The sequence below is a fragment of the Halomicrococcus gelatinilyticus genome (assembly GCA_024227995.1).
GTDB classification, from domain to species: domain Archaea; phylum Halobacteriota; class Halobacteria; order Halobacteriales; family Haladaptataceae; genus Halomicrococcus; species Halomicrococcus gelatinilyticus.
On the sequence record CP100465.1, the window covers coordinates 701,372 to 725,792 of the forward strand.

Here is a 24,421-nt window from a genome sequence, read left to right on the forward strand (position 1 = left end):
TCCGGCCGGCCGTCTCTCGCCGCCGCGCGACCGCGACCGACAACACTGAAGGGGGTCCGCGTACTCAACCGGAGCGATGAGCTACGCGCTGCGCGAGCACACGGCCGACGTCGCCGTCGAGGCGACCGGTGACACCCTCGACGCGACGTTCGCCGCCATCGGGGACGGGATGGCGGCGGCGATGTGCGACGACGTTCCCGACGCGGGTGACCGCTTCGACGTGACCGTCCGGGCCGAGGGACTGGAGGCGCTCCTGTTCGACTACCTGGACGAACTCATCTACCAGCGCGACGTCCGCGCCGTCCTGCCGGTCGACAACGAGGTCGCGGTCACCGACGCCGACGAGGAGTGGGAGCTCTCGGGCAGCGCCCGCGGCGTCCCGCTGGGCGACGTCGACGCCCGCGAGATCAAGGCGGTCACCTACTCGGAGATGGCCGTCGAGGAGCGACCGGACGGCTGGCGGGCGTACGTGGTCCTCGACGTCTGAATCGGCGAGAAACCGTCGAGAGCGTCGCGTCACCACAGGCGGTGAAAATCGCTGGAAACGGGGTGACGCGACCCGCAACGGAACGTTACTGGAACGCGCCGCCGACCGCGCGGTCCTGGGTCTCGCGCTCGGCGGTGTCGAACCGCTCTTCGATCTCCGCGTAGCGTTCGCGGGTCTCCTCGGTGACGCTCTGGGTCACCTCGTCGAGTGCGGCCTCGAAGTGCTCGGCCTTCACCCGGACGTTCCCGACGCTCTCGCCGATCTGCTCGGGGTCGACGCTCTGGATGAACTCCCGGCTGGCGGCCATCGACGCCTCGCGGCAGACCGCCTCGATGTCCGCGCCGACGTAGCCCTCGGTCTTCTGTGCCAGGGCGTCGAGGTCGACGTCGTCGGCGAGCGGCTTCTCGCGGGTGTGGACCTCGAAGATGGCGCGGCGCGCCTCCTCGTCGGGCACCGGCACGTGGACGTGGCGGTCCAGACGACCGGGGCGCAGCAGCGCCGAGTCGATGAGGTCCGGCCGGTTCGACGTGGCGATGACGACCACGTCCTCCAGTTCCTCCAGCCCGTCGAGCTCGGTCAGCAGCTGGGAGACGACGCGCTCGCTGACCTGCGAGCCGCCGCCCTGCCCGGACCCGCGTTCGGTGGCGATGGAGTCGATCTCGTCGAAGAAGACGACGGTCGGGGCGTTCTCGCGCGCCTTGCTGAACACCTCGCGGACGCCCTTCTCCGACTCGCCGACCCACTTCGACAGCAGTTCGGGGCCCTTGATGGAGATGAAGTTGCTGTCGCTCTCGTTGGCGACGGCCTTCGCCATCAGGGTCTTGCCGGTCCCGGGCGGGCCGTACATCAGCACGCCCTTGGCGGCCTGCATGTCGAGCTCCGTGAACACCTCGGGGAAGTCGAGCGGCCACTGGATGGTCTCGCGGAGTCGCTCTTTGGTGTCCTCCAGGCCGCCGACGTCGTTCCAGGTCACGTCGGGGACCTCGACGAACACCTCGCGGAGCGCCGAGGGTTCGATGCCCTTCAGCGCCTCCTTGAAGTCGTTCTCGGTCACCTGCAGCGAGTCCAGCACGTCTGCGGGTATCTCGTCGCTCTCGAGGTCGATCTGCGGGCGGATGCGCCGCAGCGCGTTCATCGCCGACTCCTTGGAGAGCGACTCGAGGTCGGCGCCGACGAAGCCGTGGGTGTTGTCGGCGTACTCCTCGAGGTCGATGTCGTCGGCCATCGGCATGCCGCGGGTGTGGACCTGCAGAATCTCGAGGCGGCCCTCGCGGTCCGGGACGCCGATCTCGATCTCGCGGTCGAACCGACCGGGGCGACGGAGCGCGGGGTCGACGGCGTCGACGCGGTTGGTCGCCGCGATGACCGTCACCTCGCCGCGCTCCTCCAGGCCGTCCATCAGCGAGAGCAGCTGGGCGACGACCCGGCGCTCGACGTCGCCGCCGGCCTCCTCGCGCTGGGGCGCGATGGAGTCGAGTTCGTCGATGAAGACGATGGCCGGCGCGTTCTGCTCGGCCTCCTCGAACACCTCGCGCAGTTGCTCCTCGCTCTCCCCGTAGTACTTCGACATGATCTCGGGGCCCGAGATGGTCTGGAAGTGCGCGTCGATCTCGTTGGCGACGGCCTTCGCCATCAGGGTCTTGCCGGTCCCAGGCGGGCCGTGCAGGAGCACGCCCTTCGGCGGTTCGATGCCGAGGCGGCTGAACAGCTCGGGGTGGCGCATCGGCAGTTCGATCATCTCGCGGACCTGCTCGAGTTCGCCCTCGAGACCGCCGATGTCCTCGTAGGTCACGTCGGGGCGGGCCTCACCGCCGGCGGCGCCCTCGGCGATCTCCTCGGCGGGGCGCTCGCTGATCTGGATGTCGGTGGAGTCGGTGACGACGACCGTCCCTTCGGGGTCGGTGCTGGCGACCTTCAGCGGGATGGACTGGCCGGAGCCCATCCCCATCAGGCCGAATCCGAAGGGGATGGCCTGCCCCTGGGTGATGGCCTGGCCGCTCAGCTTGTCGCGGATGTGGGGCGCGATGTTGCCGCGGATCTGGAGGTTCTGCGGGAGCGCGATGGTGACGCGCTTGGCCGGCTTGACGTCGGCCGTCTCGATGGTGACCTTGTCGTCGATGCCGACGCCGGCCTCCTGACGGAGCTTGCCGTCGATGCGGACGATGCCGCGCCCCTCGTCCTCGGGGTAGCCGGGCCAGACGCGCGCCACGGCACGACCCTGCCCCCGCCCCTCGATGACGATGTAATCGCCGTTCTCCACGCCGAGGTCCTCCATCGAACGGCGGTCCACGGCGGCGAGCCCGCGACCCGCGTCCTTCTGCTTGAGCGGCTTGACAGTAAGTTTCATCGTCTCACCTCGACCGTGACGACGCCATTGTTGATAAACGCTTGCGCCTCGCCCTCCGGTAGTTCGACCTCCGTCTGGTAGTTGTCCTCGGCGCCCTCGACGACGAAGATGGCCACGTCGTCGAGCACGTCCACGGAGACGTCCGCCGTCCCGAAGTCCGCGACGAGCAGTTCCTCGTCGTCGTACCGGTAGCGGCGGGCGATGCTCCCCTCGCTCTGAGTGATGCGTTCGAGTGACATTTCTTCCTAACTTCCGGTTAGGGCTTACAATATTTAAACCTTTCTCAAGAAGGGTTGTTCCCGTACCGCGATTCCCTGTTTTGGAGTCGAAATGCAGTTCACAGACGCGGGGCCCCGGAATTTTATACCATCTGCCAGCGAAGGAGCGGTATGGAAACGGTGACCCACCACGGTCGGACCACGGCCTATCGCCGGGCCGACCGCGGTGCCGGCGGCGACCCCGTCCTGTTCGTCCACGGCAGCGGCGGCTCGCACGAGGTGTGGAAGGCACAGCTCGGACGACTCTCCTCGACGGTCCCGGTCGTGGCCGTCGACCTGAGCGGCCACGGCGAGTCGGACGACGTGGACGCCGACGCCGGCTGGGGTGCGCTGTCGGCGTACGCCTCCGACGTCGACGCCGTCGCCCGCGAGACGGGCGCGACGACGTTCGTCGGCAACTCGCTCGGCGGCGCGGTCGTGATGCACCTCCTCCTCGAGCGCGACCGCTCCCCCGAAGCGGTCGTGCTCGCCGGCACCGGCGCGAAACTCGCCGTCCTCGACGACCTCCTCGCGTGGCTCGACGGCGACTTCGACCACGCCGTGGAGTTCCTGCACGGCGAGGACAGGCTCTTCCACGACCCCGACGACCGGTACGTCGACCTGTCGAAGGCCGGGATGTACGACGTCGGTCGGCGCGTCACAGAACGGGACTTCCGCTCCTGCCACACCTTCGACGTCCGCGACCGTCTCGACGAGCTCGCCGCGCCGACGCTCGCCGTCGTCGGCGAACACGACCGCCTCACCCCGCCCTCGTACCACGAGTACCTCGCGGAGAACGTCCAGGACGGACGGTACGCCGAGATTCCGGACGCGGCCCACCTCGCGATGCTGGAACGCCCCGAGGCGTTCAACGAAGCGCTGACCGACTTCCTCGACGACGTGCGGTGACAGCCCGGTGGCGTCCGGACGGCGGTTGGCATCCGGTGACGGCCCGGTCAGTACACGTCGTCCAGGTTCTCCTCGACGTGGCTGTGCTCGTCCGCCGGGAACTCGCCGGACTCGACGGCGTCGCGGAAATCCTCGACCGCACGCTCCATCTCCCCGCGGACGTCGCCGAACTGCTTCGAGAAGGAGGGCGACCAGTCGCTCAGACCGACGGCGTCGTTGACCACGAGCACCTGGCCGTCGGTGTCGGGGCCGGCGCCGATGCCGATGGTCGGGATGGACAGCGCCTCCGTGATGGCCGCCGCGATGTTCGCGGGGACGTGCTCCAGCACGAGCGAGAACGCGCCTGCCTCCTCGTGGGCGAGCGCGAGGTCGAGCATCTCCTCGGCTGCCTCCTCGCTCGTGCCCTGACGGGAGTAGCCGCCGAGTTCGTTGACGTGCTGGGGCGTCAACCCGAGATGGGCCATCACCGGGATGCCGACCTGGGTCAGCGTCTCGGTCAACGCCACGGTGTGCTCGCCGCTCTCGATCTTGACCGCACTCGCGCCCTCCTCCTTCAGCATCCGGCCCGCGTTCTCGACCGCCGTCGCCTCGTCGTAGCCGAAACTCAGGAACGGCAGGTCTGCGACGACGAGCGCGTCCTCGACGCCGCGGGCGACCGCGCCCGTGTGGCTCGCCATCTCGTCGACGGTGACGGGGAGCGTCGAGTCGTATCCCAGCACCGCGTTGCCGACGCTGTCGCCGACCAGCACGACGTCGATGCCCGCCTCGTCGACGATCTCGGCCGTCGGGGTGTCGTACGCCGTCAGCATCGTGATCGTCTCCTCGCCGGCCATCTCGCGAACGTCCTGAACCGTTACCATGCGACTTCCTCGTCGTTCCGACGGCTTAATCGCCCCGGTAGCGGCGGAACGCGAGCCGCCGCGCCAGCCGTCACGAAGGTCGTTGCCGACCGGTGACCCGCCCCGAGCCGGCAGGTTGACCGTGACCACCGCGCACGGACCGGCGCGTGCCGGTAAAACTATATTGGCCAGTCTGCTACTCCTTCCCAGTGAGTGTAAACGTCGACATGCGCGTCGTCGGACCAGGCGACAAAACCTACGTGGAGGACGCCTGGAAACTCAAAGAGCAGATCCGCATCGAAGAGGACGTGCTCAAGCAGCGACGCAAGTTCTTCACCGACGCCTACCGCCGCTCGACGGTGTACCTCTACGTGGTCGAAGGAGGGGATGAGGAGCAACTCATCGGATTCGCCGCGGCGCGGCGCGACGGCTACATCCTCTTTCTCGCGGTCGACAAGCGGTTCCGCGGCGAGGGGTTCGGCGAGCGACTCGTCGCCCGCGTCGCCGACAACCACTCCTCGGTGACCTGTCACGCCCGCGCGACCAACGAGAACGCGCTCAGGTTCTACCGCCACCTGGGGTTCGAGGTCGAGCGCCGCATCCGGAACTACTACGAGGACGGCGGCGACGCGTACTACCTCCGCCTCGGCGAACCGGAGGGGCTGACGAAGATCCTATCGGACTTCATGCGCGGGTAACCGACGAAAGCGACGGGCAAGTCTGGCGACGCGCCAGTGGCGGCCGCCAACCACTAAACCTCCGCCCGTCGAAGCGCAACGCATGACGCTTCGAGTCGGCGTTCTCGGTTACCGGTTCATGGGCAAAGCCCACGCGAACGCGATGGCGCGGCTACCGATGTTCTTCCCCGACGCACCCGACGTCGAGCGCCACGTTCTCGTCGGTCGGGACGAGGCGGCGCTCGCGGACGCAGCCGACCGCCTCGGGTTCGCGGAGACCAGCACCGACTGGGAGTCGGCTATCGACCAGGTCGACGTCTTCTACAATCTCGGTCCGAACCACGTCCACGCAGAGCCGTCCATCGCGGCGCTCGAACGCGGCGTGCCCGTCCTCTGCGAGAAGCCGCTGTCGAACGACCTCGGATCCGCCGAGCGCATGGCGTCGGCCGCGAGCGAGGCCGACGTCCCGACGGCCACGGCGTTCAACTACCGCTACGTCCCCGCGCTGCGGTACGCGAAGCGCCTCATCGAGGACGGCGAACTGGGCGAGATACGCCAGTTCCGCGGGCGCTACCTCCAGGACTGGCTCGTCGACCCGGACGCGCCGTGGTCGTGGCGCAACGACGAGGAGATGGCGGGCAGCGGCGCGCTGGGCGACCTCGGCGCGCACACCGTCGACCTCGCGCGCTTCCTCGTCGGCGACGTCGAGCGCGTCTCGGGCCACCTCCAAACCTTCGTCGACGAGCGGCCGGTGGAGGGGGAGACTCCGGAGGAATCTCCGGAAGGCGGTGGAACCGCCGAACGCGAGACGCGGCCGGTGACCGTCGACGACGCCTACTCCGCACAGGCAGAACTGGCGGGCGGCGCGATGGCGACCTTCGAGGCCTCCCGGTTCGCCACCGGCCACAAGAACGACCACACGGTCGCGGTGCACGGCTCGAAGGGGAGCCTGAAGTTCTCGCTGGAGCGACTGAACGAACTCGAACTGCTCCGGGAGGGCGACCGCGGCTACGAGACCATTCTCGTGACGGACGCCGAGGACCCCTACGTCGACCACTGGTGGCCGCCTGGCCACGTCCTCGGCTGGGAGCACACCTTCGTCCACGAGGACTACGAGTTCCTCTCGGCGGTCGCGGACGGCGACGGCACCGACGCGTACCGCCCGAACTTCGAGGACGGCGCGGCCGTCCAGCGCGTGCTGGAGGCGATAGAGCGGAGTGACGCTGCCGGGGAATGGGTCGACGTGACGTAGCTTCGTCACGTCCCCGATTCCCCGGGAGAACCGCCGAATGGGTCAGCGTGGCGTAACGTCGCCACGCATCCGATTCGGCGGTGAAGTTGGCGAATGGGTCAGCGTGGCGGAACGTCGCCACGCATCCGATTCGGCGGTGAAGTTGGCGAACGGGTCGCCCGAGACGCTCACTCCTCGATGATGAACGCGCCGGCCGTGATGGTGTTCTCGGAGACGATGGCGGCCCGGAGCGTGTACGACGTGAGCACGAGGAACGGCGTCAGTGCGACGACGTAGGCGAAGGTGAGGAACAGGAAGAGGTTGTCCACGCCGAGGGTCGACCCGGCGATGCGGATGCCGTCGACGGCGAGCAGGACGTAGGATATGAGGAGGATTGCGGGCAGTCCCGTGTAGAGAAGGTCCCGGGAGAGGTAAGAGAACTCGCGCTTGTAGTAGACGGTCTTGAAGTACTCACGCGCGGTGGCGAAGTACTGCAGTGCGGTGACGATGTCGTTGAGGCTCTGGCCGACCGACTCGGGGAGGTCGGAGGAGTCCGAGTACAGCGCCCGCCCGTCGTCGATGTACGGCGAGGGGTCGTAAGCCGGGCCGAACAGGGCCTCGTCGAACGAGCCGAACTCCGCCGTCTGGAGCACGCTCTCGGTCCCCGAGAGGCCGTCGCGCGTCGTCTCGACGTACTCCGTGACCGCAATCTTCGGTTCGCCGTCGAGGTCGGACGCCCGTTCCTCCAGTTCGTCGAGTTCACTTCTGACAGCCTCCATTATGGTCAGCAGGAACCCCGACGGGTCGGCGGGACTGACGGCCCCGTCCACGAACTGGGCGGCCTCCTCCCGGAAGTCCCACGATTCGACGACGCGCTCGTGCTGGCTGCCGATGGGGGCCAGTTCCTGCGAGACGACCAGTGAGTTGATGGAGACGACGATGGACACCAGCAGGATGACGCCGCTGAGGAGCGTGTTCAGCAGCATCTGGACCGTGTTCTGTTCGGTCAGGATCCGCCGTGCGTCGACGGGTTCGACCAGCGTCAGGCCGAGCATCGCGAGATAGACGGTGACCGCCAGTGCGACAGTGACGGCGCGTCGGTGCCCGCTGATGAACAGCCAGTTCAGAAACCGCCTGCCGGCGTTCCGGCCGGAGTCGTCCATATCGTCGCGTCGGCGGTGCCCCTCTTAGTTCTGGTCGCCTACATTGTCGGACCCTGACAAACGGTACCCCCGCCCACGCCCTTCGACCTGCGTAGATTCGGCGGAAGGGAAAGGGATACGGTCTCGTAGTCCCGACGCACGGCCATGAACGAACCGGGGCTGCACGCGCTGCTGGACCGGGAGACGGTCCGGCGACGGGTCGACGCCGGGGCGCTGCCCGACTGGGCCGTCGCCCACTACGAGAGCTTCCACGACGCGCTGGTCGGCGAACACGAGGGGTCGCCGTTCCCCTGCTACTTCGGGGCCGACGCGGAACGCGACGGCTCGATGCTGTACACGTTCTGCGACTCGACGACGGAGAAGGAGTCGCTCGTCGCGCTCGGCGAGACGCTGCTGGAGTACCTCGACGTCTACCGCGACCACCCCGGCCGGACGCCGCTCGTCACCTTCTTCCGGCCGCCCGAGCGCGAGTTCACGGAGGCCGACTACCACGAGGCGCTGTGGCACGTCCTGCAGTTCCTCCACGTCCACGACCCGGAACCGTGGCCCGAGGACATCCCGACCGACCCGGACGACGAGCGCTGGGAGTTCTCCTTCGGCGGCGAGCCCATGTTCCCGACGTGTCGCGCGCCCTTCTACGACCAGCGGCAGAGCCGCTACTGTCCGGTTGGCCTGGAGATCACGTTCCAGCCCCGGACCGTCTTCGAGGGCATCACGGCCGACACGGAGGCGGGCCAGCGCGCCCGCGACGTCATCCAGGACCGCATCCAGGAGTACGACGGCACGTGTCCGCACGCTGACCTCGGCGACTGGGGCGTCGAGGGCGACCGCGAATGGCCACAGTACCTGTTCTCCGCCGACGAGGAGCAGGCGCCGGACGAGTGCCCGATGGCCGTCACGCGGGACCACCCGCGGGCGCCGATGCTCATCGGCCGATGAGCATCGCGCTTCCCGACGACACCGTCCTGCTGCTGGTCGACTTCCAGCGGGGGTTCGACGACCCGCGGTGGGGCGAGCGCAACAACCCTGACGCGGAGGCGCGGGCGGCCGACCTGCTCGCGGCGTGGCGGGCCGACGACCGCCCGGTCGTCCACGTGCGCCACGACTCCCGGGAGGACGATTCGCCGCTGCGCGCCGGCCGGCCGGGCTACGCGTTCGTCGACGACCTCGCACCCGCCGGCGACGAACCGGTGTTCGAGAAGCAGGTGAACGGGGCGTTCGTCGGCACGGGCCTGGAGGAGTGGCTGCGCGACCGCGGGTACGGGACGCTGGTCGTCTGCGGCCTCACCACCGACCACTGCGTCTCGACGACGACGCGGATGGCGGAGAACAGGGGGTTCAGTCCCGTCGTCGTCGCCGACGCGACGGCGACGTTCGACCGCACCGCGCCCGACGGGACCGCGCTCTCGCCGACCGAGAACCACCGGGCGGCGCTGGCCCACCTCGACGGCGAGTTCGCGGCCGTCGCCGTCGCCGAGGCGGTCCTCGCTGCGTTCGACTGACTCAGTTCTCCCAGGTTCCCTCGTCGGTCACGACCAGGTCGAGGAGGTCCGTCGGCGTCGCGTCGTACGCCGGGTTCTCGACCGCGAACCCTTCGGCGGGTTCGCGGATGACCTCGCTCACGGAGCGGAAGTCGTTCTCGAACCGGAAGCCCTCGTCGACGATCTTCGCGCTCGACCCGACGGTCGTGACGGGGACGTCGGCGTGGTCGGCAGTGGCGACCAGCGGGTAGGTGCCGACCCGGTTGTACAGCGTCTCGTCGACGATGCAGTCCATGCCGGTGAACACGCGGTCGCACTCCGGGAGGAAGTGACCGGCCGCGCTGTCGATCAGGAGGTGGACGTCGACCTGGTCCATCTCCCCGAGCACGCGGGCGGTCTTGCGACCGAGGTACCGCGGGCGGGCCTCCAGGACGTACGCCTCCAGGTAGCAGCCGTCGGCGACGGCCTGCTCGACGGCTTCCAGGACGGTGGAGGAGTAGTCGTGGGTCATGAACGTCATGCCGTCCTCGAACAGAGAGACGGCGTTGTCGGCCGCGCGCCGCTTGGCCGTCACGACCTGTTCGACCACGTCGTCGATGGCCTCCTGCGTCCGTTCCTTTGCCGCCGCGACCGAGTCCGCGTCCACCTCCTCGACCATCCGGACGATGGCGCGCTGGGTCGTCGCCAGCGAGGCGTGCGACGGGTTGGCGCGCCGGAGGACGTTGGAGTTGCGCTCCAGGGCGCGCACGTACTCCTCGACCGTCTCGTGCTCCCGGTCGAGCAGGTCTTCCAGCGCGCGAGCGGCCTTGACAGCGACGGTCGAGGAGCTGTGCGTCTGCATCTCCTTGATCTCCTCGACGGTCTCGTCTATCATGCGCTAACCGTGCGCGTCGGGCTACATGGCTTTTCTGGGTTCCGGTGCACCCACCGCGCCGACCGGTTCAAGACGTCCGAGCGCCTACTCCCACCGATGACCGTTCCCGTGCGCTACTACTGTCCCCGCTGCGAGGCCATCGTCACCCTCGAACGCGAGGCCAGCATGGCGGACAAGTCCGTGACCGCCGACCCGCTCGACGGGTGGGAGTACGCACGCGCGTACGACGACTTCGAGGACGCCGACGGCGTCGAGATCGTCTGCGGCGCGAGCGAGACCGACGGCGGGGGCTGTGGGCGCGTCTTCTACCTCAACTTCGTGAAGTTCGAGGACGGCGAGGAACTCGACCCGCCGGTCGCCCTGCGACCGGAGGACGCGCCGAACTTCGATTTCAGGCGCTAACCCTTGATGTTGCAGACGGGGTAGGTGCGGGCGACCGTGTCGCCGATGCCGAGCGCGTCGGAGACCCGCACCACCTCGTCGACGTCCTTGTAGACGCCGGGTGCCTCCTCGGCGACGGTCGCGCCGCTCTGTGCCTTCACGTATATCTGCTCGCCCCGCAGTTCGTCCTGGACGTCGCCGCCCCAGTAGTCCTTCTTCGCCTGCGTGCGACTCATGGTGCGGCCGGCGCCGTGCGCCGTCGACCCGAAGCTGAGGTCCATCGACCGCTCGCCCCCCCGGAGGACGTAGCTACCGGCCCCCATGCTCCCGGGGATGATGATGGGCTGGCCGACGTCGAGGTACGCGCCCGGCACCTCGGGGTGGCCGGCCGGGAACGCCCGCGTCGCGCCCTTGCGGTGGACGTACAGCTCCCGTTCCTCGCCGTCGATTTGATGCGTCTCCTTCTTCGCGATGTTGTGCGCGACGTCGTACAGTAGCTCCATCTCCATGTCGCGCCAGTCGCGGTCGAAGACGCGCTCGAACACCTTGCGGGTGCGGTGCATCACGAGCTGGCGGTTCACCCACGCGAAGTTGATGGCCGCGCCCATCGCGCCGTAGTAGTCCTCCGCGAGCTGGCTGCCGGCGGGCGCGGCGGCGAGTTCCCTGTCCGGCAGCTTCGACAGCAGGCCGCCGTGGGTCTTCTCGATGTCCCGCAGGTAGTCGGTGCAGACCTGGTGGCCGAGTCCCCGGCTCCCGCAGTGGATGAGGACGACGATCTGGTCGGCCTCCAGGCCGTAGGCGTCGGCGACGTCCTCGCGGTAGACGTCGGTGACGCGCTGGACCTCGAGGAAGTGGTTCCCGGAGCCGAGGCTGCCGAGCTGGTTCTTGCCGCGGTCCTTGGCCTTCTGGGACACCTTGCTCGGGTCGCTCTCCTCGCGGACGCCCTCGTCCTCGCAGTGGGCGAGGTCCGCCTCGGTGGCGTACCCCTCGTCGAGCGCCCACGCCATCCCGCGGTCGAGCACCTCGTTCACGGTGTCGACGCCGCGCTCGACGACGCCGCCGCCCCCGAGTCCGGAGGGGACGTTGGCGAACAGGCCGTCGACCAGTTCCTCCTCGCGACCCCGCAGGTCGTCGTAGGTGAGGTTCGTCCGCATCATTCGGACGCCACAGTTGATGTCGTACCCCACCGCTCCCGGCGAGATGCAGCCGTCCTCGGCGTCGATACCGGCCACGCCGCCGACCGGGAAGCCGTACCCCTGGTGGCCGTCCGGCATGCAGACGCCGTACTTCTGGACGCCCGGCAGGTGCGTCGCGTTCTTCAACTGCTGGAGCGTCTTGTCTTCCGATATCTCGTCGAGGAGGGCCTCGCTGGCGAACACCCGCGCGGGGGCGTTCATCCCGCCCTCCTGCGGGATCTCCCAGACGTACTCCGCGACCTTCTCCAGCGTGATGTCTCCGGCGGTGTACGTGTCCATGTGCCTGAGTTCGACGCCGAACCCGAAGGCGTTTCGGGTCGACGTCAGGAGTGAGGGGGGAGACTAGCAATTTCGGGGTCGGTGGCTCTGTGGAGACCTTCAACAGCTGACAACACCGGCGTGCAAGATACAGCCGTTCCATGCAGCACGGCGGCTTCGTTTCTTTCGTGCCGGAGCCGTTGAACCAGCTGCTCACTGAGCCTGTGAATCGAGTGTTTCGGGTCACCGAGGAGTCCGAACACTGCCCCGCCGTCGGTTCCGTTTCTGGAGAGAGAGTGTTCCAACGATTACCGCACCGACGATCGGGAGAGTGAACATCCCAACAACGGCTCTTCTGACAGAGGTTGTTGAGAGCCTCGAGAACGTTGTGGGAGTTGGTTTGAGTCGACGTGTGGCTCCACTTGAGACCGAGTACCCCCGGGAGATGAGAGTCTGATGTGGCGGTCGGTGCGTAGTTAAGCGGCGGGGGTCGTGAGCTGCGCCGTCAGGACTCGCGCCACTTGTGGCCGCACTCGACGCAGGTGAACAGCCGAACCTCGTAGGAGCCGCCCGGCTTCGGCATCATCTCGTATTCGGCCCGGTCGCTGTCGCAGTCGTCCGCCGGACAGGGCTCCTGCATCGTCTCGGTGGAGCCCTGGGTCGCGTCGGCCACGGCGGGTGCCCCGTCGTCCCGCTGTCCATCCTGGGTCGTCATCGCCGCTTCTGCTTGCGAGTCCCGCGGCTCCTCGTTCTCACAGGAGCGACACACCCACGTGTCGCCCTCCGTGTGCATCAACGAACCACACTCGTCACAGAACTGCATTTATAGTAGGAATTCACGGTCGTCGGATATATGTGTTAACTTCCGGTCCGTCATGGATTTCAGGCAACTGCTCATGCTAACTGTACTGAGTTGTCGAAGAGGCAACAGGCAACGTTTGATCTTGCCCGTTGTTTAGCACGCCCTCGTCAAACTGTCACCGAGTGAGAGTTTCAACAGGCCGCGGCGGTGACGGAGACCTCGAAAGCCCCGAGTGCTCGACTTCCTGCGCTCGCTGCGCCCCTCACCGCCCCGGCGGTTGCGGTGCTTGCGTCGTCCGCCGTCGGCGTGCGATTAGGGGCTTCCGGGACAGTCACAGCGAGCTATATTGCCTCGAATCTGTAGGGGACCGTTCTCGCGACCATGGTCACGACTTGCGAAGGAGTACGGACTCCATCACGCACCGGGCACGGCGTTGGTCACGTCGAACGTCTCCAGGAACATCCAGGCGATGAAGAGGAAGTAGACGACGAGCAGGCTCCAGGATTCGGCCTTCGACAGTTCGAGTTCGGTGCGCAGGAACCCGAAGACGATGACGGTCGCGAGCGTCAGGAATCCCATCATCGGAACGGCGACGGCGAAGTCGATCTCCGCCTGCCCGGCGACGAGCACGCCCGCCGGCACCGCGACCAGCAGGTCGAAGACGTTGCTCCCGAGGACGTTCGCGAGGCTGGTGACGCCCTCGTCGGCGCGCGCGGCGCGCACGCTCACGATGGTGTCCGGGAGGCTGGTGCCCGCGGCGAGGACGGTCAGCCCCCACAGGAAGTCGGACGTGCCGAAGAAGTCGCCGAACCCGAGTGCGGCCCTGATCAGCCCCTCGACGGCGACGGCGATGAGGGCGAGACTGGCCGCCAGCCGCGCCCAGTCGCGGAGCGGGTCGGCGTCGCTCGCGGCCTCGGTGGCGTCGTAGTCCATCGTGTCCTGGTACTGGGTGAAGACGTAGACGCCGTAGAACGCCACCGGGATGATGGCCAGCGGTCGCGTGACGATGCCGGTCAGTTGGCGGGTGCCGTCCGCGACCGACCCGGCCGGATTGTAGATGACCGCCAGCGCGAACGTGATGACGATGACGGAGACGGCGATCATGTAGAACTGCGCCTCCTTGTAGACGAGCGTCCGGTCGGCGTCGACGCCCTCCGCGAAGATACCCGACAGCGCCGGGATGACCAGCAGGTTGAAGATGGCCGACCCGACGATGGCGCTCACGCCGAGGTTGAACTCGCCGTGGACGACCGTCGAGATGACCGTGCTCGACAGCTCCGGGAAGCTCGACCCGACCGCGACGACGACGGCTCCCTGCACGACCGCGGGTAGACCGTAGTACGCCGAGAGACGCTCGCTGGCCCCCTCCAGCATGGTGCTCCCCTTCCAGACGACGGCCGTGGCGGCGACCATCAGTGCGACGTACCACGCGAGTTGCGCCAGCATCTCCCGGCGCATTGTCGCGCGGTCATCTTAAAATAGGCTGACACGGCCGCGCGACCGGCGTGGTGAGCGGTCGGTTCCCCTCTGCCGACCGCGCTACTCCAGTCGCTCCGCGGCGTCCCGCTCGAGGAGCGGTTCCGCGTTCGCGGCCGGGAGGGTGACGACGTCCTCCTCGGCGAGGTCGTACGACCGCTGGTCGACGCCGAGTATCTCGCCCACGTCGCTGGTTATCCGGACCGTCGTCCGGTCGGACAGGCCCGCGAGCGGGTCGTCGTCGACGTCGTCCGCGTCGTCCGCCTCGTCAGTCCCGTTCGCGTCGTCGGCCCCGTCTGCCTCGCTCCCCTCGTCTCCCGCCTCGGCAGGCGACGCGTCCGAGTCACTGGCGATGGCCGCCGCCTCGGCGTTCGGGCGCGCCGAACCGTCGGCAGCGTCGCTCGCCGGAGCGTCGTCGACGGACGAAGTGTCGGTCGCCGACTCGGCGGCGGCGTCCCCCGACGAGGCGTCGCTTGCGTCGGTCTCGCCGGCAAGGACGTCGAGCACCGTCGACTTGTTCGACTCGATGCGGTCGACGAGGTCGGCGAACAGTTCCTGCTCCTCGGCCGTCAGGCCCTCCTCGTCGGCCGGCATGTCTGCGGCCGCGAGGCTGGCGCGCTTGACGACCTTGCCGACCCGGCGTTCGTAGATGGCCTCGACGACCTCCTCGGCGGTCTTGATCTCGTCGGTGAGTCGGTTGACCTCCTCCGAGTCGAACGGGTCGGATGCCCGTTCGGCGGCCCGCTCGCGCTCCTCGCGCAGGTCGCAGATGTACTCGCCGACGTCCGCGTAGAAGGACTCCCGAAGGTGCTGTAAGCTGTCCTTCGAGCGCTCCTTGCTCTGGACGCTGCGGAGTTCGTCGAGGTTCATTCTTTCCCCTTCTCGGCCCGGCCACGAGCCATGAGGAAGTTGGCTACGTATTCGGGGACCGATACGTTATCGGCTGGGAGCGTAAAAGTTTCGCCGCGCAGTTCGACCGTCACCGGCTCGTCCAGTTCGACCGTCACGTCGTGGCCGACGAACGTCTCGGGGACGGCGTCGACCAGCGGGTCGAACTGGTCGAGTTCGTCCCGCGAAATCCGGGTGACGGCCAGCGCGCTGCCGCCGTGGAGGCTCCCCGGCAGGCGGATGAGCCGGTGGGTGTCGGTCGTCACCGGTTCGTCCACGGCGGCGGTCTGCTCGGCGAACACCTCCTCGGCGAGTATCTTCGCCAGCTGGTAGAACGCCGGGTGGACGTCGACGTTGCCCGCCGCGATCTCGCGGCGGTTGTTCTCCGCCGCGGTGAGCGCCCCCGTCGCCTTCCCGCTGCCGATGCCGTCGAACTCCTGCAGGCGCTCCAGGGCGTCGTCCTCGCCCATCGCCAGCAGGTCGTCGACGAACGCTTCGAGGTGAGCGTGGACCCGCCGCCCCCACCCGCCGTCGGTCGGAAGCGTGCGCTTCTCGGTCGGGTTCTTCAGGCCGATGCCGGCGACCGTCTCCGTCTCGACGAGCGCGTCGAAGTCGAGGTCGGCCGCGCGGACGTAGTCGACCACCTCGCGGCGCTGGTCGCGGTCGAGGTGCTGGACGCCCGCGTCGCGGACGTGGACGTGGTACCCGCGCCCGCCGGAGAACACGACCGTCATGTCCTCGAACCCGAAGTCGCGTTCGAGCAGGTCCAGCAGGTCCAGCAGTTCGTCCTTGCACGCCGCGAGCATCTCGGCGTAGGAGTCCGCCTCGGGTTCGACCCCGGGCAGGTGGTCGGCGTCGAGGTCGAAGACGAGGTCCGAGCGCTGCCACTCCTTGTCGTCCATCGACCCCGCGCCGGGGTCCGCGTAGCGACCGGCCGAGAAGTAGACGTGGCGCGGTCGCTCGCGGTGGAGGAAGTCCCCCAGGTCACCGAGGTCGAGCAGCGAGTTGTGCCGGACCATCGTCGTCCCCGGGCCGGCCGTCCAGGGGATGTACCCCCACTCGCGCTCGTCCGCGCCCGGCGGCAGCGACGGCTCCACCCGCCGATAGTGGTCGCTGAACCGACCGCGGAGATACGCTCGCGTTCGCTCCTCCATCGTGATTGTCTGTGCAGTCACCCCTCTAAAAACCCGCTATCTTCTTCGGTGCTGTTTTCGACCGCCACCGTCTCACTGCGCGCATGGCCGACAAATTCGTCCGCGTCGTCGCCCGCGGCGTCGTCCGGCGGAACGGGACCGACCGCGACCCGGCGCTGAGCGAGAACGGGACGGAACTCCTCGTCGCGCGCGAGCGGGACGCCGGTGGCGAGCCGTTCTACTGTCCGCTCGGCGGCGGCGTCGAGTTCGGCGAGCACAGCGCGGACGCCCTCCGCCGGGAGTTCGAGGAGGAACTCGGCGTGTCGCTGGCCGACGCGACCTACCGAGAGACGTACGAGTCGGTGTTCACCCACGACGGCGGACGGCATCACGAGCTCTGGCGGACGTACGACGTCGTCGTCGCGGCGTCCTGGCCGTACGAACGCGACGCGTTCCCGGCCTACGAGCCCGAACTGGACGAACAGATGCGCTGCGAGTGGAAGCCCGTCGACGCGTTCGTCGACGGAAACGAGACGCTGTACCCGGCGGCCCTGCTCGACGGGCTGTGACTACTCCGCCCAGTACGCCTCGCCGGGCGTCGTGCGGAAGACGGCGCGCTGGAGCACCTCGACGGCCTTCTCCAGGCCCTCGCGAGAGCTCGTCAGCGAGTCCTCGTGCTCGATGGAGAGCGCGCCGTCGTAATCGACCATGCGGAGCGCGCTGACGACGTCCTTCCAGTGCTGCTCGCCGTGGCCGTACCCGACCGAGCGGAACAGCCACGACCGGTCCGCCTCGTCGGTGTACGGCGTCGTGTCGAGCACGCCCTTGTAGCGGGCGTTGGCCTCGTACACCTTCGTGTCCTTGGCGTGGAAGTGGTGGATGGCGTCGTGTTCGCCGAGCAGGCGGATGGCCTCGGGCACGTCGATGCCCTGCCAGTAGAGGTGGCTGGGGTCGAAGTTCGCACCGATGCGCTCGTTCGCCGCTTCGCGGAGTTCGAGCATGCCCGCGGGCTCGTGGACGAGCATGTTCGGGTGCATCTCGATGGCGACGTCGACGCCGTGGTCGTCGGCGTGCTCGGCCACCTCGCGCCAGTAGGGTTTCGCGACCTCCTCCCACTGGTACTCCAGCGCGTCGGCGTGTTCGCCCGGCCACGGCGCGGTGATCCAGTTCGGCACCTCGTCGTCGGGACCGCCGGCGGGCAGGCCCGAGAAGCAGGTCACGGCGTCGACGTCGAGCTGGTCGGCCAGCCGGACGGCCTCGCGGAGTTCCGCGTCGGCTTCGTCGGCGGTGTCGTCGTCGGGATGCAGCGGGTTGTTGTGCGTCGCCAGCGCGGAGATGCGCATGTCGTGCTCGTCCAGCAGGTCGTGGAGGTCGCTCTGGGCCTCGTCGTCGTCCAGGTACTGCGACCGCGGCAGGTGGTCGTCGCCGGGGTGGCCGCCGCAGCCGAGTTCGACGGCGTCGACGCCGATGCCGTCGAGGTACGCGAGCGCGTCGTCCAGCGATTCGCCGCCCAGCGGAACGGTGAGAACGCCGATGTCCATGGGCGACCCACCACCCGATTCGGGAAAAGCGTTTTCGCGCCGCGTTCGTGCAGGGTGGTTCCCCGTCTGGCGGTTAGTCCAGTCTGACCGCGCTGCCCTGTTCGGACGAGCGGTAGATGGCGTCGATGACGCGCTGGACGGACAGCGACTGCTCGACGGTGTTCCGACCGGGGGCGACGTCCTCCTGGACCGCCTCGAAGAAGACGCGCTGTTCGGCCTTGTGGGGGTCCTCCTGCCGGGTCGCGACCTCGCTGTCGGAGAAGTGGTCCGCGCCGACCATGCTGGTCTCGTAGAGCGTCAGCGAGTCGTCGCGCTTGTCGAAGCGCGCGCCGGCCTCCGTCCCCCGGACGTGGTACTGCTTGTTCGGTTCGCGGTTGGCGGCCCACGCGACCTCCAGGGAGATGGTCTTGTCGTCGGCGCAGCGCACGAACGCCGTCACGGAGTCGTCGACGGTGAACCGCCCGGATTCGGTGTCCTCGCCCCACATCTCGAGGTACGTGTAGTCCTCGCGGCCGCCGAACTGCGAACGGACGGTACCGCTGACCTCGACGACCTCCGGGAAGTCGTGGAAGTACAGCGAGAGGTCGATGGCGTGGACGCCGATGTCGATGAGCGCGCCGCCGCCGGCGACGTCGCGGTTGGTGAACCACGACCCCCGTCCCGGAATGCCGCGCCGACGGATGAAGTTCGCCTCGACGTGGCGGGTCTTGCCGAACCGGCCCTCCTCCTGGTACCCCTTGATGACCTCGACGGGGTTGCGGAACCGGTTGTGGAACCCGACCATACAGAACCCGTCGGCGTTCCGGCTGGCCTCCGCGATGCGCTCGGCGCTCTCGAGGGTGTGCGCGAGGGGCTTCTCCAGCAGCACGTCGAGTCCGGCGTCGAGCGCCGCGACGGCGTACTCCTCGTGGAACTTGTTCGGCGTCGTGACGATGACGGCGTCCACGTCGGAGTCGTACAGCTCCTGGTAGCTCTCGAACGAGCGGGTGTCGTACTTCTCCGCGAACCGTGCGCGAGCGTCGGGGTTGATGTCGACGCCCCCGACGATCTCGTGCGGGAGGTCGGTGATCCGGTCGGCGTGGTAGTGGCCGATGTTGCCCAGACCGACGATGCCGACCCGGACCGGCTCACTGGAACTCATTATCTCCGCTCAACAGTGCGGCAGGGTTATTCTTTCCCGTTCCGGGGTCTCTGTCCGTGAGACTGGTATGTATCGCGACGTTACCTGACAGTACGTCCATATGACGGCTGGCGGTCCGGCGACGCGTCCGTTCGCGGACGCGATCGAGAGGGAGACGGAGAGTCACGTCACTACATCTGACGGTCCGCGTCAGTAAAGCTGCTGTTTCTGTTCTTCCTTCTCGCGCTCGGCCTCCTCCTGCTGGCGCTGCTCGCGTCTGGCCGCCAGCAACCCTCTCACCCCAGGGATTATCTTGTTCTTCAGGTCGAGGACGAACGAGACGACGCCGTAGGCCCAGAAGAAAAAGAGGAGGGTCCCCGCGCCGAGGTAGAGCCAGCCGAGCTCGGTGACCATCTCAGTCGTCCCCCTCCGCTTCCGTCCCGGTCGCCTCGGGCCCCGACACCGGGAACTCGAGGGTGTGCGCGATGGCGTCGCCCGTCGCCGTGTCGAACAGGTGGACGCGGTCCCGGTCGAGGACGACCTGGACGTCTTCGTCGATGTCGACGTCGGAGTCCGGGTCGACGCTCATCAGCAACTGGTGGGCGTCCTCCGCTTCGGTCTCCATCCCGCCGCCGCCCGCCCGCTCCCGCTCGCCCGTGAGGAGGTAGACGAATATCTCGTCGCCCATCGGTTCCAGCACGTCCGTCCGGGCGTCGATCGGCTCGGTCGGGTTGGCGATCGAGTCGGCGTCCTCGCGGAGGTGGACGTCCTCGGGTCTTACCCCCAGCGTCAGGGTGTCGCCCGGCGCGACGTCGGGAAGATTCCCTGGTTCGAACTTGACGTGGTAGTCCGGCGTCGCCAGCCCGGTCTCGTCGACGTTGCCCTCGGCGAAGTTCATGCTCGGCGACCCGATGAACCCCGCGACGAACAGGTTGGCGGGCTCGTTGTAGCACGTGAGCGGCGGCGCGAACTGCTGAAGTTCGCCCTTGTTGATGACCGCGATGCGACTCGACATCGTCATCGCCTCCGCCTGGTCGTGGGTGACGTAGACGATGGTCGCGTCGAGTTCCTTGTGGAGTCGCTGGAGCTCCGTCCGCATGTGGACGCGCAGCTTCGCGTCGAGGTTCGCCAGCGGCTCGTCCATCAGGAACACCTCCGGTTCCCGGACGATGGCGCGCGCGATGGCGACGCGCTGGCGCTGGCCGCCGGACATCTCGTCTGGCATCCGGTCGAGCATCCCCTCCAGCTGGACGATCTCGGCCGCGCGCTCGACCCGTCGGTCGACCTCCTCCGTCTCGTAGTCGCGCAGGCGAAGGCCGAAGCTGATGTTGTCGTACACGTCCATGTGCGGGAACAGCGCGATGTTCTGGAACACCATCGCTATCCCGCGGTCCTTCGGCGGCAGGTCGGTCACCTCCCGTTCGGCGATGGTTATCGTCCCCTCTGTGGGTTTCGTGAGACCGGCGATGGTCTCCAGCGTGGTCGACTTCCCGCAGCCCGAGGGGCCGACGAGCGTGACGAACTCGCCGTCCTCGATGTGCAGGTTCATGTCTTCGACTGCCGTTACGTCCTGGTATCGTTTCGAGACGTCTTCGAGTATGACTTCACCCATTGTGTATCACTCCTTGAGCGCTCCCGCGGTGAGTCCGCTGACGATCTTCTCCTGGGCGATGACGACGAGGATGGCGATGGGCAACACCCCCACGATGCTCGCCGCCGCCATGAGGTTGTACGACGACGCGTACTGACCCTGGTAGCCCAGGATGCCCCAGACGAGCGGGGCCCAGTTCTGTGCCTCGCCGTTGGTCATCAGGAACGAGAAGAAGAACTCGTTGTACACGTTGATAAATGTGAGCACGCCTGCCGTCGCCACGCCCGGCGCCGACAGCGGGATGATGACCCGGAACAGCGCGCCGAGCCGCGTCGTCCCCTCGATCCGGGCGGCGTCCTCCAGGCCGTCCGGGATCTGGCTGTAGAACGTCGTCAGGATGAAGATGGAGAGGGGCAGGAACAGCGCGCTGAACGGCAGGACCATCGCCCCGGGCGTGTTGTACAGCATCGGGCTGTTGAGGCCGAATATCTCGATGTTCCCGGTGAACAGCCGGAACAGCGGCAGCAGGAACGCCGCCGGCGGGAAGTACGAGATGATGAGGACGAGCAGCATCAGCGTCCCTCGGCCCGGGAAGTCGAGGCGGCCGAACACGTAGCCTGCCAGGCTTGCCAGCACGAGCACGATGGCCGTCGTCAACAGCGCGAGCACGAAGCTGTTGAACATGTAGACGTGGAACGGCAGGCGCTCGAAGACCGTGACGAAGGCCCCGGGATTGAACCCCTTCGGCAGCAGGCCCATGTCGACGATGGCGTTGCTCGGCGTGAGCGCCAGCACCAGCAGCCAGTAGAACGGGAACAGCGTGGTGAGGAGGAAGAACACCGTCACCAGGTAGAACATCCCCCGGTAGGTGCTCTCGGGGTCCTCCATGGAGTCTTTCGCCCACTGCTGGATGCGCCCGCGCTTCTCGTCTGCCTGCGCCATGTCAGAACTCCCCCTGTGAGGAGCCGCGGAACTTCACGATGTACACCGACACCACGATTCCGATGATGGCCGCCGTCACGAAGGCGACGGCCGCGGCCGTCCCGTACCGGCGCACGCTGAACGTCGTGACGACGAGACAGGACAGCGACGGCACCGTCGTACAGCCGGACATCGTCTCGATGAGGCCGTAGATGCGCATCGCGGCGACGGTGCGGAACAGCATCGCGACCATCACGGTCGGGAGGATGATCGGCATCGTGATCATCTTGAACTGCTGCCACTTCGACGCGCCGGCGACCTTCGCCACGTCGTAGAGGCTCCGGTCGACGCTCTGGAGGCCCGCGAGGATGAGCAGGGCCATGAACGCCGTCGCCTTCCAGACGTCGGCGACGATGATGAGCGTCAGGGCTTCCGGGCTGTTGACCAGCGGCGTCTGCGAGAAGCCCAGCCAGTTGTTGACGAAGTCGGCGCCGAAGCCGATGCCGGGCTGGAACAGCAGGTAGAAGATCATCCCCTGGATGACGATGGGCACCGCCCACGGGAGGATGATAGCCACCCGGACCCAGCGCCGGCCCCGGAAGTCCTGGTCCAGCACCAGCGCCTGTCCGAAGCCGATGAGCGTCTCGAGCGCCACGCTCACGATCGTGAAGATGAACGTGACGAACAATGCGCTCTTGAACGGCGTGCTCACGTCGATAAACGGCTGTGGGAGGGCGACCACGTCGAGTTTCCCGGTCAACAGGTCGACGTAGTTGCTGAAGCCGACGAACTCGCCGATCTGCGCCGCACCCCGGATGCTGTCCGCGTGCAGCGACATCTGGAACGTTCGCAGGAGCGGCCAGAACGCGATGACGCCCAGCAGCAACAGGGCAGGGAACAGGAGGAGGTACGCGAACTGCGTCTCGCTCAGGTTCTCCATCCACCGGACCGTCCCGGCGTACACGCCCGACTTCTCCCGCGTAAGTCCTGACTCGCTTTCAGTTGCCATTGTTACTCGTTAGCATTGTAGTTTTCGATCTGGCGGATCTGGTCTTTCAACGTGTTCATCGCCCTCTCCGGCGGCGTGTCCCCGGAGTAGGCTGCGTGAACGCTCTGTGCGATCTTGTTCGACTGCTGCGGCCAGACCGCCGTCACGGGCCTGGGAACCGCGTTCTTGCCGGCTACTCGTAGCTGGTCGACGTACCGACCGATGATATCGACCTGTCGCGCTTGTTCGGACTCCAACAGGCTGGGACGTGGTGGCGTCCATCCGATGACGCCCATCATCTCGAGCTGGAAGGACGGCTGCATCATCGCGCGCAGCACCTCGATGCACTGCTCGCGCTTGGGCGAGTTCGGATTGATGGTGTTGTGCCAGCCGCCGAGCGCGGCGGCGGGACCGCCAGTCCCCTCGTACTCCGCCTCCTTCTGGGAGACGCCGTACGGGATTGGCATCACGCCGAGGTCCCGCCCGAACACGTCCTCGGCACCGTTGATGATGATGGAGTACGGCCAGTTGCGGTGCATGACGACGTTCCCGTTCGTGAACGGCGCTCGCGACGGCTCCTCCGTCCACGACAGCACTGCTCGCGGCGATATGCCGCCGGCGTACCCGTCCAGCGTGTTCGACGCGTTCGACCCGTGGATGAACGTCCGGATCATCCGGACGGAGTCGATGACTGGCTTCTCGGCGACGGTAACCGGACGCTCGCCGATGGGGCCGAACAGGTTGTCGTGGGAGCCGAAGTACGCGCCGCCCCACGAGGTCATGAACTCGTTGAAGTCACAGCAGGACAGCCCCGCGTAGAGGTCCCCCTGGAAGCTGAACCCGTAGGCGACGTCGTCGTTCTGCTCTTTGACCTCCTTGGTCACCTTCGAGAACTTCTTCCAGTGCATCGACTCCGTCGCCCAGTCGTTCTTCTCGGGCTGGAAACCGGCCTCCTTCACGAGGTCCTTTCGGTACTGCATCGTCGGGAAGTCCACGAACACGGGGATGCCGTACAGGTCTCCCGTCCCCGACTTTGCGGTGGCGACGCTGGCGTCGAAGAAGTTCTGTCGCACCGACTTCACCATGTCCTGTGGCAGGGCGTCGCTGAGGTTCAGCACCTGGCGGCGGGCGATGAAGGTGAGCGCCCAGCCGCTGTCCATCAACATCAGGTCGGGCTCCTCGAGGTTCGCCGAGAGCCACCGCTGGTACTGGGACTGACGAACTCCGGTCTGTCGGGACCCTGCAAGCACCTCGACGGAGATGTCCTTCGATAGTCCGGCCCTGTGCAACGCGTCGTTGATAGCCTGCGCGTTGTCTGCAGCGTCGGAGTCCGCGGCCCACTTGACCGTATTGGGGTCGGCGCTCTGCCCGCGAGACGTACATCCCGCTAGCCCCGCAGCCGCTCCCGAAGCTCCGACGGCCTTCACGAAGCTTCTGCGTGACACACCTTCACGCGACCTGGCCCCTACCATGACACCATTGAACGGAATCGAATCATTTATAACTTTGGCACGATTGAGTACGGAAATTGTAAGTTTCCCGACCAACTGGGGGTTCTTGCCGCAGACGAGAAGTCATCCGATGGCGAAAGGACCGGCGGTAGAATCACGTCACCCGGCGACGAGTACGAGCCCGTTTCGTTCACGGACAGCCTCATGAAATATGTCGGGTTGGATTATGTGATACGTTCCATCTCCACGCAACCAGGGGCGTTCACGGGGGCACTGACGGAGTCCAGCGTTCGACGGCGCTCGCCCGGTCAGTCTATCCGTCCCGACGCCGTCGGTGAGATCGATCGCGCACTCTCGTCCGGCAGAATGCCCTCTCCCCGGACAGTCCACCCACCACAGGCACTCTGGCA

General features: G+C 67.3%; 25 protein-coding genes. 8 read left to right on the forward strand and 17 right to left on the reverse strand.

The window, feature by feature from the left end; translation table 11 throughout:
* The first annotated feature begins 76 nt into the window (after nucleotides 1–76).
* Nucleotides 77–487 carry an archease gene (locus NKT36_RS03785; RefSeq protein WP_327052619.1) on the forward strand — a complete coding sequence of 137 codons (411 nt, stop codon included), beginning with the start codon at nucleotides 77–79 and terminating at the stop codon, nucleotides 485–487.
* An 85-nt stretch (nucleotides 488–572) separates the two neighbouring features.
* On the opposite strand, the gene NKT36_RS03790 is transcribed toward NKT36_RS03785, so the two are convergent.
* Both NKT36_RS03790 and NKT36_RS03795 read right to left on the reverse strand, forming a co-directional pair.
* The gene (locus tag NKT36_RS03790) at nucleotides 573–2,834 is read right to left on the reverse strand and encodes a CDC48 family AAA ATPase (protein ID WP_327052620.1); all 2,262 of its coding nucleotides are present in this window, start codon (nucleotides 2,832–2,834) and stop codon (nucleotides 573–575) included.
* Nucleotides 2,831–3,073 carry a DUF7127 family protein gene (locus NKT36_RS03795; RefSeq protein ID WP_327052621.1) on the reverse strand — a complete coding sequence of 81 codons (243 nt, stop codon included), beginning with the start codon at nucleotides 3,071–3,073 and terminating at the stop codon, nucleotides 2,831–2,833. Before NKT36_RS03795 ends, NKT36_RS03790 begins: the two co-directional genes overlap by 4 nt.
* Nucleotides 3,074–3,223: 150 nt before the next feature.
* Between NKT36_RS03795 and NKT36_RS03800 the strand changes: the two genes are divergently transcribed.
* Complete coding sequence (locus NKT36_RS03800; protein WP_327052622.1) at nucleotides 3,224–4,000, forward strand: alpha/beta fold hydrolase; 777 nt, start codon at nucleotides 3,224–3,226, stop codon at nucleotides 3,998–4,000.
* Nucleotides 4,001–4,047: 47 nt separating this feature from the next.
* On the opposite strand, the gene panB is transcribed toward NKT36_RS03800, so the two are convergent.
* Nucleotides 4,048–4,860 carry a 3-methyl-2-oxobutanoate hydroxymethyltransferase gene (panB, locus tag NKT36_RS03805; protein WP_327052623.1) on the reverse strand — a complete coding sequence of 271 codons (813 nt, stop codon included), beginning with the start codon at nucleotides 4,858–4,860 and terminating at the stop codon, nucleotides 4,048–4,050.
* Between the two features lie 188 nt (nucleotides 4,861–5,048).
* Here panB and NKT36_RS03810 point away from each other — a divergent pair, with 188 nt between their 5' ends.
* Together NKT36_RS03810 and NKT36_RS03815 are read left to right on the forward strand one after the other, a co-directional pair.
* Nucleotides 5,049–5,537, forward strand: coding sequence for a GNAT family N-acetyltransferase (locus NKT36_RS03810; protein ID WP_327052624.1), 489 nt, complete (start codon nucleotides 5,049–5,051; stop codon nucleotides 5,535–5,537).
* An 82-nt stretch (nucleotides 5,538–5,619) separates the two neighbouring features.
* Nucleotides 5,620–6,768 carry a Gfo/Idh/MocA family protein gene (locus NKT36_RS03815; protein WP_327052625.1) on the forward strand — a complete coding sequence of 383 codons (1,149 nt, stop codon included), beginning with the start codon at nucleotides 5,620–5,622 and terminating at the stop codon, nucleotides 6,766–6,768.
* 167 nt (nucleotides 6,769–6,935) lie between these two features.
* Here NKT36_RS03815 and NKT36_RS03820 read toward each other — a convergent pair whose 3' ends face one another.
* On the reverse strand, nucleotides 6,936–7,910 hold the full coding sequence (locus NKT36_RS03820) for a hypothetical protein (protein WP_327052626.1): 975 nt from the start codon (nucleotides 7,908–7,910) through the stop codon (nucleotides 6,936–6,938).
* A 144-nt stretch (nucleotides 7,911–8,054) separates the two neighbouring features.
* Between NKT36_RS03820 and NKT36_RS03825 the strand changes: the two genes are divergently transcribed.
* Together NKT36_RS03825 and NKT36_RS03830 are read left to right on the forward strand one after the other, a co-directional pair.
* Nucleotides 8,055–8,849 carry a YqcI/YcgG family protein gene (locus NKT36_RS03825; RefSeq protein ID WP_327052627.1) on the forward strand — a complete coding sequence of 265 codons (795 nt, stop codon included), beginning with the start codon at nucleotides 8,055–8,057 and terminating at the stop codon, nucleotides 8,847–8,849.
* Nucleotides 8,846–9,412, forward strand: a complete 567-nt coding sequence (locus tag NKT36_RS03830) for a cysteine hydrolase family protein (RefSeq protein ID WP_327052628.1) — start codon at nucleotides 8,846–8,848, stop codon at nucleotides 9,410–9,412. Before NKT36_RS03825 ends, NKT36_RS03830 begins: the two co-directional genes overlap by 4 nt.
* Nucleotide 9,413: 1 nt before the next feature.
* On the opposite strand, the gene NKT36_RS03835 is transcribed toward NKT36_RS03830, so the two are convergent.
* A complete protein-coding gene (locus NKT36_RS03835) occupies nucleotides 9,414–10,265 on the reverse strand; it encodes a translation initiation factor eIF-2B (RefSeq protein ID WP_327052629.1) in 852 nt (283 codons plus the stop codon).
* 96 nt (nucleotides 10,266–10,361) lie between these two features.
* Between NKT36_RS03835 and NKT36_RS03840 the strand changes: the two genes are divergently transcribed.
* Nucleotides 10,362–10,667 carry a hypothetical protein gene (locus NKT36_RS03840; protein ID WP_327052630.1) on the forward strand — a complete coding sequence of 102 codons (306 nt, stop codon included), beginning with the start codon at nucleotides 10,362–10,364 and terminating at the stop codon, nucleotides 10,665–10,667.
* Here NKT36_RS03840 and NKT36_RS03845 read toward each other — a convergent pair.
* From NKT36_RS03845 to priS, 5 genes are all read right to left on the reverse strand, one after another.
* Nucleotides 10,664–12,121 (reverse strand): RtcB family protein, encoded by a 1,458-nt coding sequence (locus NKT36_RS03845; protein WP_327052631.1) that lies wholly within the window; start codon nucleotides 12,119–12,121, stop codon nucleotides 10,664–10,666. The two genes, NKT36_RS03840 and NKT36_RS03845, sit on opposite strands and share 4 nt — an antisense overlap.
* A 484-nt stretch (nucleotides 12,122–12,605) precedes the next feature.
* Nucleotides 12,606–12,923, reverse strand: coding sequence for an RPA12/RPB9/RPC11 RNA polymerase family protein (locus NKT36_RS03850; RefSeq protein ID WP_327052632.1), 318 nt, complete (start codon nucleotides 12,921–12,923; stop codon nucleotides 12,606–12,608).
* Nucleotides 12,924–13,316: 393 nt separating this feature from the next.
* A complete protein-coding gene (locus tag NKT36_RS03855; protein WP_327052633.1) occupies nucleotides 13,317–14,348 on the reverse strand; it encodes a sodium:calcium antiporter in 1,032 nt (343 codons plus the stop codon).
* Between the two features lie 93 nt (nucleotides 14,349–14,441).
* Complete coding sequence (locus tag NKT36_RS03860; protein WP_327052634.1) at nucleotides 14,442–15,248, reverse strand: DNA replication complex subunit Gins51; 807 nt, start codon at nucleotides 15,246–15,248, stop codon at nucleotides 14,442–14,444.
* Entirely contained in the window at nucleotides 15,245–16,420 is a 1,176-nt protein-coding gene (priS, locus tag NKT36_RS03865; protein WP_327052635.1) for a DNA primase small subunit PriS, read from the reverse strand. The genes NKT36_RS03860 and priS overlap by 4 nt, the downstream gene beginning before the upstream one ends.
* 83 nt (nucleotides 16,421–16,503) lie before the next feature.
* Between priS and NKT36_RS03870 the strand changes: the two genes are divergently transcribed.
* Entirely contained in the window at nucleotides 16,504–16,968 is a 465-nt protein-coding gene (locus NKT36_RS03870) for an NUDIX domain-containing protein (protein ID WP_327052636.1), read from the forward strand.
* On the opposite strand, the gene NKT36_RS03875 is transcribed toward NKT36_RS03870, so the two are convergent.
* The 7 genes from NKT36_RS03875 to NKT36_RS03905 all read right to left on the reverse strand — a co-directional run bounded on the left by NKT36_RS03875 (nucleotide 16,969) and on the right by NKT36_RS03905 (nucleotide 24,032).
* Complete coding sequence (locus NKT36_RS03875; protein WP_327052637.1) at nucleotides 16,969–17,940, reverse strand: sugar phosphate isomerase/epimerase family protein; 972 nt, start codon at nucleotides 17,938–17,940, stop codon at nucleotides 16,969–16,971. It lies immediately after the preceding gene.
* Between the two features lie 73 nt (nucleotides 17,941–18,013).
* A complete protein-coding gene (locus NKT36_RS03880) occupies nucleotides 18,014–19,081 on the reverse strand; it encodes a Gfo/Idh/MocA family protein (protein ID WP_327052638.1) in 1,068 nt (355 codons plus the stop codon).
* 189 nt (nucleotides 19,082–19,270) lie between these two features.
* Nucleotides 19,271–19,474, reverse strand: a complete 204-nt coding sequence (locus tag NKT36_RS03885) for a hypothetical protein (RefSeq protein ID WP_327052639.1) — start codon at nucleotides 19,472–19,474, stop codon at nucleotides 19,271–19,273.
* A gap of 1 nt (nucleotide 19,475) precedes the next feature.
* The gene (locus tag NKT36_RS03890; protein ID WP_327052640.1) at nucleotides 19,476–20,672 is read right to left on the reverse strand and encodes an ABC transporter ATP-binding protein; all 1,197 of its coding nucleotides are present in this window, start codon (nucleotides 20,670–20,672) and stop codon (nucleotides 19,476–19,478) included.
* A 6-nt stretch (nucleotides 20,673–20,678) separates the two neighbouring features.
* Nucleotides 20,679–21,593 (reverse strand): carbohydrate ABC transporter permease, encoded by a 915-nt coding sequence (locus tag NKT36_RS03895; protein WP_327052641.1) that lies wholly within the window; start codon nucleotides 21,591–21,593, stop codon nucleotides 20,679–20,681.
* Between the two features lies 1 nt (nucleotide 21,594).
* A complete protein-coding gene (locus tag NKT36_RS03900) occupies nucleotides 21,595–22,581 on the reverse strand; it encodes a carbohydrate ABC transporter permease (protein WP_327052642.1) in 987 nt (328 codons plus the stop codon).
* 2 nt (nucleotides 22,582–22,583) lie between these two features.
* Nucleotides 22,584–24,032, reverse strand: coding sequence for an extracellular solute-binding protein (locus NKT36_RS03905; protein WP_407652200.1), 1,449 nt, complete (start codon nucleotides 24,030–24,032; stop codon nucleotides 22,584–22,586).
* Between the last annotated feature and the right edge of the window lie 389 nt (nucleotides 24,033–24,421).